We start from the raw sequence: 14,002 nt of genomic DNA on the forward strand, positions 1-14,002 counted from the left end.
TCTAAGTTGTGGTGGGCTTGATGTTTTGATTGACGCGGAACAGGTTGGTTGGATCATACTTGTTCTTGATCGCAACCAGACGTTCGTAATTGTCGCCATAGGTTGCCTGGACTCGCTCTTGACCTTCCTCCATCATGAAATTCACGTACGCACCGCCACAGGAGTAGGGATGCAGGGCGTTCCAATATTCCTTTGACCAGGTAGTAATCTTTTCAGCGTTTGCTGGGTCTGGATCGATACCAGCCATAATCATTGACCACTTCGCCTCACGGAAGTTGAAAGCAGTATCTTTACTACCAACTCGGTTGGCTGCGCCGTCAATCGGATAAAGATGCATGGTTGACAGAAAGCTTGGGAGTTGCGAACCATATTTTACATGCAAGGCGATCGCTTCATCGCTCAACTGATTCACAAAATCGCCCTTCCAGTACCACTGCAATCCTGATGGCAACAATGGATCGAACATACTCTGCAAAGCAGGATAGGGCATTGAACCAATGTGTTCAAAAGCTGGAGCAAAGTTACGGATGGGACGGAACGCTTCCTCTGCTTTCTCCAATGACCCGGTGTAGCACCAAATAATGCCACACATTGTTTTAGTATGCAGATGCTCCGGGAATGGCGGCCCTGGTGGTACGTTCAGGAAGGCAAAGAAGCCATACATATCTTCCGGCGCATTGAGAATGAATTCCCGATACCACCGCATGACTTCGGTTGCTTGATCTAAAGTCCAGAGTGTCGGCCCAGCATAAACTGTGCTGACGGGGTGTGCCTGGAACAGAAAAGAGGTGACGATGCCGAAGTTACCCCCACCGCCACGAATCGCCCAAAATAGATCCTGGTTCTCGTGTGCATTGGCAGTAACAAAACGACCGTCTGCCAGCACTACATCTGCTTCCAGCAGATTGTCAATCGTCAAACCATACTTGCGAGTCAGATAGCCATGTCCGCCACCCAAGGTTAACCCAGCAACACCAGTAGTAGAGATAATCCCACTAGGTACAGCTAGGCCGAATACATGGGTTGCATGATCTACATCTCCCCAAGTGCAGCCGCCTTCGACTCGCACTGTACGCGCCACAGGATCAACGCGAATTCCCTTCATGGGCGAGAGGTCGATGACCAAGCCGTCATTACAAATCCCCAAGCCTGCACCATTATGACCACTGCCTCGAACTGCAACAAGTAAGTTGTTTTCACGGGCAAAATTGACAGCGACGATGATATCGGCCACATCTGTACAACGTGCAATCAGGCAAGGGTATCGATCAATCATGCCATTGTAGACCTTGCGGGCGTTTTCATAGCCTGCATCTTCGGGACTGAGCAATTCACCGTGCAGGCTTGACTTGAATGTTTCCACTGCTGCTTGCTCAAGAACAGTTTTTTCACCCGTGATGGTAGCAATATGTAAATTAACCATATTTTTCCTCCTTAGTAGACATCACAATAAATGAGGTACGAAATGCACTTTTAGAATCAGCAATATCTAGTGCGATCGCAATAGTTTGAAATTATTATTTGTAGAGGAGGGTTTTGTTTTTTGATATTTGCTCCCAGCCAATAAGATATTTGTTAAACCCATCCCTACAATGGTGCTGAAAATCTTCTGATTATGTGAATAGGTTTATTGACAAGATTCCTACTAGCTATGAATCGACATCGCTGATTCTGTTTTGAATTGTTTGGCTTCCTCCTTCATCTGTCTTTTGGAGTAGTTTCAACTTCTATCTTTTGGTAGGTTTGCAGACACACATAGTATCACTTGTACAATTGGCGATCGCTCACTTAGGTACTGATTAAGCTGGGTATTGCTAAATGCAGTTATGAGGGAAATCTCCCGATCCAAATGCCATGCATGATCAAACACATGAAAAATACCTAGAGGCAGAGCTACCCAATCAAAGCTTTGTATACTTATCGGAGGCGCTTTAGATATTTACGCAATAAAGACGAATATTTACATTTATTTAATAACTATTACTTCCCTCGTTTATTCCAATTGAGCTGATTCTGTTTTTTAGCTAAAGAGCCGCACCCAATTAAATTACAGTATTTGCTGCGTCATTATCTGTGAATCGAGAGATAATAGATATAGAGCTAAAAGTATCAAAAACATGTCTGTCCCTACCTCAGCCTGTTGTGCTGCAATTCTCAGACAGCAACAGGAGGAAAATATTTATCATCACCAGCAGTGTACTGAAGTCCCTGTCAAATGTGATCGCAACACGACTTCTAAAAAATGTACAGTTGTTGAAAATGGTCGGGTTGTAGTTAAAGAAGTACAAACACCGCCCACAGAAGCTTCTTAATTCAAATTTTTCAATCTATTGGCACAACATCGTGAAAATAGTTGTAGTCGATGTAGCGGTGTCCATCAGAGGTGTGGTAAAAAATATCGACAAATTGATTGTTCCATAGGATTTCATGAGCAGCGTAGGTTTGACGAGCATGGAGAACCTGGATAACTGTTTCATCAATTCCACTGAGAGAAACCACAATTGCACTTTTAGTTGCAGCTAAAGACTCTGGCGTCATCCCATATAAAGGACTAGACTCATCAATTGGATGCATCGCTGTCCAACTAAGCGTAAAACTTGGTGTCTGACTCCTGATCAAATTGAGTTCATGTAACCGCCGTATAAAATAACCTTCTGTAGTGACCTCATCGCGCATTAAATAAACCCGTAATTGTGCCTCTAAAATCTGGTTGCGGCGCTTGTTCCCGGTACGAAACATCAGAGTGGGTACGCCATTATGAGGTGCAATAACTGCTACCCGGCTAAAGATGACACGGGCTGTAGGTCGAGAGAAACGGGCAAATGCTAAACCAGTCATCACCGCAATTCCCACTAAACCCATCATGGCTTCAATAGTGACAATAAGATTAGCATAGGCTGTTTTGGGATACATCGCCCCATAGCCTATAGAAGCCAGAGTTTGCACACTAAAGAAAAAAGCATCAAGAAAATATCCAGGTCTGGCGTTAGCAATGCAATCTCCCCCTGCTAAGTATGCTAAGGCAAACAAGGCATTTGTTGTTACATAAGAGAAAGCAATTAGCGCCAAGAAACCAGGCCAGGGAATTGTCAAAAGCAAATGGTAAGGATCGCGCCAATGGGAATACCAAACATTCATACCTGAGATTTCAAACCGCCCATCCTGAATTTTGATATGGACTTTCGGGAGTGGACGCTGTTGTGGTTTCTGAGACCGTTTTTGTTGTCGAACTAATCTCACAACGTACCCTTATCCTTTATCTTTTTTTACTAATAATCTGTCACACTAACTTGTATAAGTTTGTAGTGAGCGCTTAAGCGCTCAATCTAAGCACTTTAGTGCTTACCAAATTCGGCGGAATGCCCCAACCTCCGCGAAGCAGGTTGGGGATGGATAGCCGGACGATGACGATTCTGCTTCCGACCAATATCAACCGTCAGGTTGATTAGGGAGTGGAGCGGATGAGGAATCGTCAGTTTTTGAGTTTGGCAGCCTATCAATCCAATCTTCAATAAGTTGAGTAATTGTTTTTTCTTTGTCTCCAGCATAAGTCTTGAGTTTAGCCAAGCGTTTATCAGATATCCTTAAATTCAATCTTCCAGTTTTCATAACATACACACAATGTATGTCTATTATGATATTATATAAATGGTCGATGACCCATCCGACTGTATGGAACAAACAGGCTAACTTCAAAGTAGTCAGACTTGCCGCAGCAACATCAGAGATCGGAGAAAACGCGAGTCCTGCTGGTCAGCCATTGCTGTAAATCCAAGACAAACGTACCGTAAAACAATTAAACCGCCTATGGAAGATGGGCGGCTGCCTGTGGACGCTGTGTAAGACCAAATTAAACCCGTGTTTAATGAGGCAACGGCGAATGAAGCGGGAAACTCTAAAGACGAATAAAACCGTCCTTGTGTAGTTGATTGAGGATACGCCCCAACTTCAGCGAAGCAAGTTGGGGTACTTCACTACGAACTCTTCAATTTTTATATAACAGGTACTAGCCTAAACCTAGTAACTTGGAAATCAATGGTAAAAGTTTACTACATGCTTCAACTAATGTGGCTGTGGCAGGTAATTTTACTTAAGTTTACGTTTTACTACGATGCTTTCTGTTTCAGAATCATGATAATTACTTGTGCTAGTGCTGTTATCACCAATTACACTGTTTTTGTAATTATGCCAAAATTGCGACCATGCAGATGAGTTTGGCAAGATATTGTTATGATTTTCATTTGTCGAATTGGGATTGCCAGCAGAAGTAACAATATCCCTATTTGTATAGCTACGAATCCAAGGTGAAGTAATATTATCAAAACTAGAAATAGCAGTTATGTCAGTGTCATAACTTAGGCTATTAGCTTTCGTTTCGGTTATAGAACTAGTATTCCCGTTATAATTTGCAGTCTGTGTTGTGCTATTTCCTGATGTTTCTGCTAGGATTTGACGTATTTGAGCATCACTCAGGTTGGGGTTAGCACTAAGCATCAAAGCAACTACACCCGCGACATGGGGAGTTGCCATTGATGTGCCACTATAAGACGCATACTCATTACCTGGAAGTGTAGAATAGATATTGACTCCGGGTGCTGTGACGTAAGTCAATTGCTTTGCTCCCGCACGGTTAGAGAAGTCTGCAAGATTTTTATTTTTATCTACCGCACCAACGGCAATTCCATATTTATCTGCATAACGAGCAGGATAGGCTGGTTGTGAACTACCATCGTTACCAGCTGCCATCACAACAATAACACCTTTGTTACTGGCATATTCAATTGCTTTTTGGAGTGTATCGTTAGAACGTCCACCACCCAAACTCAAGTTAATTACATTAGCGCCATTATCTACAGCGTAGTAAATTCCATTGGCGATCGCACTATAAGAACCTGAGCCTTCGTCATCCAAAACTTTCACTGGCATAATTTTGGAATCATAAGCAATACCAGTCACACCATAACCATTGTTCACTCCAGCAATAGTACCAGAAACATGAGTACCATGACCATTGACATCTAAAGTACTGTTGTTGTTGCCGTCAAAATTCCAACCGTAGTAATCGTCAATATAACCGTTGCCATCATCATCTTTACCGTTACCAGCAATTTCTTTGCTATTTGTCCAAATATTAGAACCCAAGTCTTGGTGATTGTAGTCTACCCCGGTATCCAAAACAGCCACAACCACGCCTTTACCAGTGTATCCCTGGGCCCAAGTTTCTGGTGCTTTTACCAAATCAGCCCCCCAGTTATTTCCACCCAAGTCAGGAACATCAGCAAAGGTATTTTGATTGGTAGCTTTAGCCACTGCTGCGGAAGCGTTAATTAAGCCATAACCAGAAGTAGAATTATATCCTCCACTTGCTGTATTGGTAATAGTAATTTCCCGTGCAAAAATATTATTTGTATTATTTATTTCTAGTACATTATCTAAAGCATCGGCTCTATACAATATGTAGTAGTTTCCGGGCGCAATATTGCTATCTATAGTCACATTTTGAGATTGAGATGTAGAACTACCAGCCCCAATACTACCAAGCCAGTTCCAACCTAAAAGAGAGTCATCGCTACTAATATTTTTGTCTTTAGAAATATAAAAATCTGTATAGTTAAATCCAGCACTATTTTTACCTTTATTTTTTACTTGATAAGAAACTTGAATAGTGCTACCTGCGTTTGCCACACTAGGAGCAAATGCATTTTGGATTACTAAGTCTGCTGCGGTGGCTTGAACAGAATTTTTTGATTTACTATTTTTTCGTCGCTGACCACTAACATCTGATTCTAGACTATTTTCAGTTGTTTGAAAGCTACTACGACCACTGTAATGCAAGTAGTAATCATCTGGAGAACTGAAATTATCTACTGAGTATTTAGGAGTAATATTTAGCCCGTGAGCATCAAACAAGTTTTGACTATGACTTTGATTGGGCATAAGTATTTTCTCCTTTTGAAAAGATTTAAAGCATTAAACTATCCCCGTCTTTGCCAATAATTACTATATAATCATCAGCGAAAATGCTAGTTGTTTTACAAATAATTTGGTTTTGGTTTGATAATTCAAGAAATGAAAATATAAACAAATATTTTGTATATTGAGCAACTCAAATTTTGTAGCGATCGCTTGAGTGGTTTTCCAATATAAAAAGACGTTACATTGCAACGTCTCTACAATTTTTTGTCAATCTATACGCTTATATTTTTAATTTTTAAACAATATTATTGGTTGTTGCATCCCAATAGCTAAAGTTTGTTTCAATTTGATTCCAAGACAGTTCGATAATACCCGGTTTAGAAGTGCCGTTGTCGAGACCCCACGGATTAAATAGCGTAAACATTTGGGTTGAAGAATTGTAACCTACTAATGCGTAAGCATGACTAGCAATAATATTTGCATCAACCACTGTTGATTTTGTACTCAAACCAATCATTTGCCCAGAATTGAAAGCATTCACTACTGAGTTAAAATTAAGCAGATTGGCAAGAGAAGTCTTTAATCCTGTGATATTTGTGAGTGCATCACTGACGTAACCACCATTATTAATACCATTATAAGAATTGGTATTATCTTGATAAATCCACCCAGATGCGTTAAGTTGAGCGTAAGCTTTTTCAGCCAAAGCAACCCATAATTCGTTATCAGAGTTTCCGTAGTAATTACCTTGACTGGCGTAAATAAAATATCCTTCTTGATTAGTGGGTAAATACCTATCTACCGTCACATAATCAGCAATTCCATGATTGTAAAAACGCACGGTGAAAGTTTGATCACCGTTGTCAATAAACATATTTTCAATCATGTTACGTGAACGGAAAGCTGTTGCTGCTAAACCAGTGAGGAAAAAGCAGTCATTAATACTACCTTGTTCAATATCTTGATAAGTAATACCATTTTGAAACAGAGAACCATTAGCGTATTGATAATTGTAGGATGTTGTGGGGCGATCGCTACCCAAAAACCACTTACTAATTAAGTTCTCGATTTGAATATCACTGCTACCTGCATATAAACTACCTAGTGCATTTCCTTGATAATTTTGATTAGCAAGGTCATAGTTAACGACTTTGTTCGATAAAACACGTACATACTCTGGTATTCTTAACAAAGAAGAATTATTAACTAGTGTACGCAAATCAGTTAATTCGCTACCGTCAACTACACTGCTATCTTTTGCTTCTCGAAGGATAGCAATCATATCGTTGCGATCAAGAACATTATCTGTAAAGCGCCACCTTGCAGCCTCACGTATATCTGCATCTTGAATGTTCAAATCAAACCAGTCTTGAGTAGAAACAGGTACAATACCAAAACCAGTTTGTGCGGTGTCTGTACTAGCACCTGATTGATCGTAGGCTTTTGCTGATAATACATAATTGCCTGCACCAAGACCAGATAAACTATATTCAAAACTGGCGTAGCGGTTATCGTTACTATTGGCAATAAAATTCACTACATCGCTGATATATTGCCATTCACCACCGTTTTTTTGCAACCAAAAATCTACTCGCGCTAAGTCAGCTACACCATTACCATCAAATACACTGATGTTTTTGAGACTAACTGTTTCGTCTTGTTGATAAGTGGTTTTACTAGTGGTTAATTGTAATGATTGTGGCGCTTCGTTACCAGAAACTTTTAAGTTGTAGTAAGTACTTTTCTTCTTATTAACTCGGTAAACTCGGATATAGTAAGTGCCAGCATCTAAAGTTGCACTGATAGACTCTGCCTTTTTTTTACTATTGTAAGAACCTGAGATCGCATGACCATTACTATTGAGTAATTGTAAATTAGCATCAGCTGACAAACCATCAACAACCAGATTTAAGCTACTACGATTACTGAGGTTGAAACTGTAGTAATCGTTTTTATCACTCTTTCCTACCCAATCTGTAAAGGTTTGGTTGATATAAGTAACATTTAAATTTCGAGGATTAGTTAAATTGTTACCTGCAAAATCTGCTGGCATAACTGTATATTTAGCAAGTGTGAAATTAATAATTTTTGGTACCAAAAAATACCAAAACCCTTATTTTTTAAAGGGTTATGGTTTCGATGACATATCAAAAATTAACAGCCATAGTTCTATGCTGCTTTCGATTTAACTAAAATAGGTATAGAAAAAATACGTATATTTTAAAACTCAAAAAATATGAGTTCAGTAATACTATTGTTAGTAGTTAAAAATGCAAAAATAATCTACGGGATCTTACTACGCGTCTCTATATGCCAAAGCAATATCGAAAAATTCTTAAGCGAATAGTAGTGGCTAGTGATGTTGCTCTCGAAATTACAGCAAAGGATAGATTAATTTAGATTAATTTATTATTAGGTAGTAGACACAGAACCTGGACTTCTCTAAGAAGTGGGGGTTCTTGTTTTTCACGCCTCTACTTTTGGAATATTTAATAAATATATAGGTATTTGCACCATTGATGGTTTATATTTAGCGAGAGAGTCTGACAGATATCTCTGCATCTCTACTTAAACTTATGGGGTTAGAGGCAAGTCAAGTTTACTCTCAAGTCTCAAAAAGCAAAGTAGGGAAGCTGACCCAGAGGTATAGCTGGACTGCTAAATCAACGTTGTCTGTATTGTTGGTTCAACTGGTACACATAAACATTAAACTTAATATTCCAGCGATCGCATTACCTCTAGCTTAAAACCAATCATCATGTCTAAGGTTCTCGTCTCCGATCCAATTGATCAAGCAGGGATCGACATCTTATCCCAAGTCGCTACTGTTGATGTCAGAACAGGCTTAAAACCAGAAGAGTTAGTACAAATCATTAGTGAATATGATGCACTGATGATTCGTTCTGGAACCCGCGTCACCAAAGAAATTATCGAAGCTGGGACACAGCTAAAAATTATAGGTCGCGCTGGCGTCGGTGTAGATAACGTGGATGTTGCTGCTGCGACTCGTCAGGGGATTGTGGTAGTCAACTCTCCAGAAGGAAACACAATCGCTGCTGCTGAACACGCGCTAGCGATGATGTTGTCTTTGTCTCGCCATATTCCCGATGCTAACGCTTCTGTAAAACGCGGCGAATGGGATCGTAAAACCTTTGTAGGCGCTGAAGTCTACAAAAAAACTATCGGGATTGTTGGTTTGGGTAAAATTGGTTCCCATGTTGCTGCTGTTGCTAAAGCAATGGGAATGAAATTGCTTGCTTATGATCCGTTTATTTCCACAGAAAGAGCTGAACAGCTTGGTTGTCAGCTAGTAGATATGGATTTATTGGTGCAGCAAGCAGATTATATTACCCTACACATCCCCAAAACACCAGAAACCACCCATTTAATTAATGCCACCATGCTGGCAAAAATGAAACCCACCACCAGGATCATCAACTGCGCTCGTGGTGGCATCATTGATGAAGAAGCTCTTGCAACTGCCATTAAAGAAGGTAAAATTGCGGGTGCAGCCCTCGATGTCTTCGATTCTGAACCACTGGGAGAATCGAGTTTAAGGTCTTTGGGTAAAGAAGTCATCCTGACTCCACACTTGGGTGCTTCCACAACAGAGGCGCAAGTGAATGTAGCTATTGACGTCGCTGAACAAATCCGGGATGTACTGTTAGGATTACCTGCACGCTCGGCAGTAAATATTCCTGGATTGGGGCCAGATATCTTAGAAGAACTCAAACCCTACATGCAGTTAGCCGAAACATTAGGTAATCTCGTCGGACAACTAGCTGGTGGCAGAGTAGAATTACTCAACGTTAGACTCCAAGGTGAACTAGCAACCAACAAAAGTCAGCCGTTGGTAGTCGCATCTCTCAAAGGACTTCTGTTCCAAGCACTGCGAGAACGTGTAAACTACGTCAACGCCAGCATCGAAGCTAAAGAGCGGGGAATTCGCGTGATTGAAACGCGAGATGCAGCAATCAAAGACTATGCTGGTTCAATACATTTAGAAGCCACAGGTTCTTTGGGTACTCACGCTGTCACAGGTGCTTTGTTAGGTGACGGAGAAATCCGCCTCACAAACCTCGATGGTTTCCCAATCAACGTTCCCCCCAGCCATCACATGCTATTTACTGTACACCGGGATATGCCAGGAATTATTGGTAAACTTGGTTCCCTACTAGGCAGCTTTAATGTCAATATTGCCAGTATGCAGGTAGGCCGTAAAATCGTTCGCGGTGATGCGGTGATGGTTCTCAGTCTTGATGATCCCTTACCCGATGGCATTTTGACTGAAATTACCAAAGTACCTGGAATTCGAGATGCGTATACTGTAACACTTTAATCAGGGATTAGGGATCGGGGATCAGGGATCGGGGAAGAGGGACACGGGGGACATGGAGGACAAGGGAGTTCTTAGCAGAAAGACGTAGAGACAAAGGAGAATACCCAATCCCCAATCCCCGATCCCCAATACCCAATCCCCAATCCCCAATCCCCAATCCCCAATCCCCAATCCCCAATCCCCAATCCCCAATCCCCGCTCCCCAATCCCCGATCCCAATAAATCGTATGGCTAACACTTGGTGGGAATTACAAATTCTTTGTGAACCAGAACTAGAAGATAGTGTCTTCTGGCGACTGGGGAATTTTGGCTGTCGCGGTACAGCAAGCGAAAAAAAGGGAAATCACAGTCTGGTTAGGGGTTATTTGCCGATCTTTCAAGCACAACTTTTGGATTTAGCAGCATTATCACTGTGGTTGCGCCAAGACGCCTTGTGTATGGAAGTTGCTGAACCTAGTATAAATTGGCAATTCATTGACGAACAAGATTGGGCGAGTAGTTGGAAACAATACTGGCTACCGCAAGAAATAGGCGATCGCTTTTTGATTAATCCTGCTTGGTATCCAGTTCCAGCAAATTGTGATCGCTTAATTATTCGCCTCGATCCCGGTATGGCTTTTGGTACAGGGAACCATGCTACAACTCAGTTGTGTCTAGAATCCTTGGAAATGCGATTTTCCGAACTCCCTGCTGCTTTTGTTGCCGAAACAGAACAAGCAGAAAATACGGTAATTGCGGATATTGGTTGTGGGTCTGGTATCCTTTCTATCGGTGCATTACTACTAGGAGCCAAGCAAGTCTATGCGGTAGATACTGACCCCTTGGCAGTGCAATCAACTCAAGAAAATCTGTTAATGAACGGGATTGATGCCGAACGCTTAGTTGTGGCACAAGGTAGCGTAGATGTTGTCGAAAAACTCATCACCGCGCCCGTTGACGGTATAGTTTGCAATATACTAGCAGAAGTAATTATCGAATTGGTTCCCCAAATGAGTGCGATCGCCAAACCTAGCACTTGGGGAATCTTCAGTGGTATTTTAGTCGAACAATCAAAAGCCGTAGCTGATACTTTAGAAAAACATGGTTGGGTGGTTGCTACTTTGTGGAAACGCAAAGAATGGTGTTGTTTAAACGTGCGGCGTTCTTAAGTTGTAAATACTTAAAAAGTTGTAATGAGTTAAAGCAAGAAGGCGATCGCATTGAACAGAGGAGAAAGCTGTTGATCGCAAATCTATTGAAAACTAACGTTTTTCCGAACCTTGCGTTTTACCACAAATAGACCACCAACAGCCATCAAACCAAGTAATGCAGATGGTTCTGGTACGGATGCAGTGTGGTAACTCTTAGTCCAGGAGTAGATACCAGTGTGAGATGTTTTGTCAGTTGCTTTGTTGCGATCGCCTGCGATCGCACCTGAATCTATGGCTGTAAAACTATAGGCATAGCTAACTGTGTTATTGAAAGTAACTTTGGCTATTTCACTGATTTGCAAAGGTTTATTTTGCAAGAATGCTGTTTTTGCTAAATTAAACACTACCAGATCCAATATCGCATTTCCTGTAGAGTTTCGGCTAAAGTTAGGCGAAAAGCCTAAATAATTGGGGTTAGGGATATTTTGGTTATAGGTTGGATTGGGGATGCTTTTTTTGTAAGTTGGGTTGGAGATGCTTTGGTTGTAGGTTGGGTTGGGGATGCTTTGGTTGTAGGTTGGGTTGGGAATGCTTTTGTTGTAGGTTGGGTTGGCAACAGTTTTGCCATTTACGACAATAGTTTTTCGGGTATCTATAATTGTGGCGCGAGCATCTATGATTGTGGTGCGGCTATCTATGATTGTGGCGCGAGTATCTATGATTGTGGTGCGGGTATCTACATACTCGCTGCTTAGATCCAAGTGTCCAACTAGGTCAATTTTCAAATCTTTAGTTTTTTGATTGTATGTCACACCCCCAATATTAGGATCACCAGCCGCCTTGAAACCGTTAGTGCTGAGATAGCTAACTAAGGAAGTAAAGTTAGAATTAAAATCTTGAAGCATGTTGGAACCATTAGTGGTTGCAATGCCTGACATTAATCCACCGTAAGCATCACGAAAACCTGTTAGCCACCCTGTTGCTAATGTACCATCAGCCCAATCAGCCTTAGTGACACTTTCAATCTTGATGGTTTTCTTGCCTAGATTAGCAGTAAACCCTACATGGTCTGTAACTGTTTCACCTGATGTAAACAGTTCAACGTTGGTAGAACTATCGTTATCTGTTAAAGCTGCGGTAGCTTTATTGATGTTGCCGTAATTGTTGTAATCGTCTAAAACTTGTCGATTGACACCACCAACGCCAGTATTATCGTATACAGGAGTGCTAGGAGCATAAGTCCAGGTGTTGATGTTGGGTTGATTCGCAGATGTGTTAGCGACATCGTTGGTGATGAATTGAATATTAGTAGGTTTTGTAAGGCTGGTAGCAAAAGCCGGAGTTGTGGCGATCGTACTCATGCTTACTGCTACCGAAGTCCCAATCAAAATTTTCTTGATATGTGCTGTCATCTTTATCTCTCGTAAATAGACTCAAACATCTCATTAGCTACTTTAGTGTTCTGTCTACTTTACTTGGGTAAAGTTAGGGTGAATTTATCGCTATTTTTAGTTCAGTTAAAAAGAAATTAATACTTATAATCTTTAGATATTCTACTCAATTTTACTAGGTAAGAATATTACTAATATAGAAACCAAATCTGATTAATAAAAAATTCCGAAAGAATACGTAGCAGCTTATAGCAGTCCTATTTTTTTAGTAAAGTTTGAAAGCTTACTCTGTTTTTATGCATTTTATTGACAGTTGAAAGTAGTACTTTCAAGCATTAGTTGGAAAATTATTTTTCTGCGTAAACACTTCTCCGACTACTTCACCTTTTGCTGTAGAACTCTTCGCCTCAAGCGGATAAATTCTCAATCTTATTCCTACGGCAACCTTCACCACTCAGAAATTCATCATTGCTCAGGAACAAAATTTCCTCTGTATTTTTGCCCTTTTTAACATAACTAGCTGGATTTTGGAGGTCTTTCTTGTTCGCCCTTGTATAGCTGTCAATCTTCCATTTACAGTATAAGATGTTTACTATATTGCCTATGTAACCTCAGTAATCCTAATCGTTTACAAGTATGAGTATTAGTAGCGCTAGGTTGTATCTACCAAGAGTATTTTTGTATTTGGGTGTAGTATGCGGAATATCGAGTGCGATACTCTCCGATACTGCGTATTCTCAAACTAATTCTAGGGTTTATTTGAGAGTTACTGCACCTAAAGGTACGTATTTTAAAAGGGACGTTAACTGGTATAGGCAAGCACCTGACATCTACTCGGATAGCGAAAGGTGTTATGTTGGGCGAAGTCGGGAATTTCTTGTCTCATCTATTCGCCCTCCGACAGGTATGCAAGCAGTCAGAGAAAATGATTTTAACTCAAAGTACTTCGGTAATACTGAGTATCCTGGTGCCTACTGGGAAGTGACATTCCAAAATCCAATTACATGCGGCAATCAGCAAAATGCCGATACAGGGCCTTGGTATATTTATCGCAGGCATGTAGAACGAGTCCGCAGATAAGTTATGAAAGGGGACAAGGGAGACACGGGGGACAACTTCTCAGTTATCAGTTATCAGTGATCAGTTATCAAATTAAACTGGTAACTGATCACTGATTCATGCCCGATGCCAAATGACTAACCACCTATCAATAACTATTTAGGAAT

At 40.9% G+C, this 14,002-nt stretch carries 11 protein-coding genes; 5 read left to right on the forward strand and 6 right to left on the reverse strand.

All coding sequences use genetic code 11. The features are described 5' to 3' along the window. Nucleotide 1: 1 nt before the first annotated feature. Nucleotides 2-1,423 carry an FAD-binding oxidoreductase gene (locus ACE1AT_RS15820; protein WP_374869925.1) on the reverse strand — a complete coding sequence of 474 codons (1,422 nt, stop codon included), beginning with the start codon at nt 1,421-1,423 and terminating at the stop codon, nt 2-4. Nucleotides 1,424-2,117: 694 nt separating this feature from the next. Here ACE1AT_RS15820 and ACE1AT_RS15825 point away from each other — a divergent pair. Continuing rightward, nucleotides 2,118-2,312, forward strand: coding sequence for a hypothetical protein (locus tag ACE1AT_RS15825; RefSeq protein ID WP_374869927.1), 195 nt, complete (start codon nt 2,118-2,120; stop codon nt 2,310-2,312). Nucleotides 2,313-2,322: 10 nt separating this feature from the next. Here the strand turns inward: ACE1AT_RS15825 and ACE1AT_RS15830 are convergent, their stop codons facing one another. After that, nucleotides 2,323-3,240 (reverse strand): ion channel, encoded by a 918-nt coding sequence (locus tag ACE1AT_RS15830; RefSeq protein WP_374869929.1) that lies wholly within the window; start codon nt 3,238-3,240, stop codon nt 2,323-2,325. A 95-nt stretch (nt 3,241-3,335) separates the two neighbouring features. Beyond that, on the reverse strand, nt 3,336-3,548 hold the full coding sequence (locus ACE1AT_RS15835; RefSeq protein ID WP_374869931.1) for a hypothetical protein: 213 nt from the start codon (nt 3,546-3,548) through the stop codon (nt 3,336-3,338). A 77-nt stretch (nt 3,549-3,625) separates the two neighbouring features. Between ACE1AT_RS15835 and ACE1AT_RS15840 the strand changes: the two genes are divergently transcribed. Continuing rightward, on the forward strand, nt 3,626-3,769 hold the full coding sequence (locus ACE1AT_RS15840; RefSeq protein WP_374869933.1) for a hypothetical protein: 144 nt from the start codon (nt 3,626-3,628) through the stop codon (nt 3,767-3,769). 317 nt (nt 3,770-4,086) lie between these two features. On the opposite strand, the gene ACE1AT_RS15845 is transcribed toward ACE1AT_RS15840, so the two are convergent. Beyond that, nucleotides 4,087-5,937, reverse strand: coding sequence for a S8 family serine peptidase (locus tag ACE1AT_RS15845; protein WP_374869934.1), 1,851 nt, complete (start codon nt 5,935-5,937; stop codon nt 4,087-4,089). Nucleotides 5,938-6,211: 274 nt separating this feature from the next. Next, nucleotides 6,212-7,969: a C2 family cysteine protease gene (locus ACE1AT_RS15850; protein ID WP_374869936.1), complete on the reverse strand. Its 1,758-nt coding sequence runs from the start codon at nt 7,967-7,969 to the stop codon at nt 6,212-6,214. 705 nt (nt 7,970-8,674) lie between these two features. On the opposite strand from ACE1AT_RS15850, the gene serA reads away from it, so the two are divergent. Both serA and prmA read left to right on the forward strand, forming a co-directional pair. Further along, a complete protein-coding gene (serA, locus tag ACE1AT_RS15855) occupies nt 8,675-10,255 on the forward strand; it encodes a phosphoglycerate dehydrogenase (RefSeq protein WP_374869938.1) in 1,581 nt (526 codons plus the stop codon). 227 nt (nt 10,256-10,482) lie between these two features. Continuing rightward, nucleotides 10,483-11,403 (forward strand): 50S ribosomal protein L11 methyltransferase, encoded by a 921-nt coding sequence (gene prmA, locus ACE1AT_RS15860; RefSeq protein WP_374869940.1) that lies wholly within the window; start codon nt 10,483-10,485, stop codon nt 11,401-11,403. 83 nt (nt 11,404-11,486) lie between these two features. Here prmA and ACE1AT_RS15865 read toward each other — a convergent pair whose 3' ends face one another. Continuing rightward, the gene (locus ACE1AT_RS15865; RefSeq protein ID WP_374869942.1) at nt 11,487-12,797 is read right to left on the reverse strand and encodes an NF038130 family PEP-CTERM protein; all 1,311 of its coding nucleotides are present in this window, start codon (nt 12,795-12,797) and stop codon (nt 11,487-11,489) included. Nucleotides 12,798-13,412: 615 nt separating this feature from the next. Between ACE1AT_RS15865 and ACE1AT_RS15870 the strand changes: the two genes are divergently transcribed. After that, nucleotides 13,413-13,856: a hypothetical protein gene (locus ACE1AT_RS15870; protein WP_374869944.1), complete on the forward strand. Its 444-nt coding sequence runs from the start codon at nt 13,413-13,415 to the stop codon at nt 13,854-13,856. The last annotated feature ends 146 nt before the right edge of the window (nt 13,857-14,002 follow it).

Origin of the sequence: Pelatocladus sp. BLCC-F211 (assembly GCF_041928655.1) — a bacterium.
Taxonomy (GTDB): domain Bacteria; phylum Cyanobacteriota; class Cyanobacteriia; order Cyanobacteriales; family Nostocaceae; genus Pelatocladus.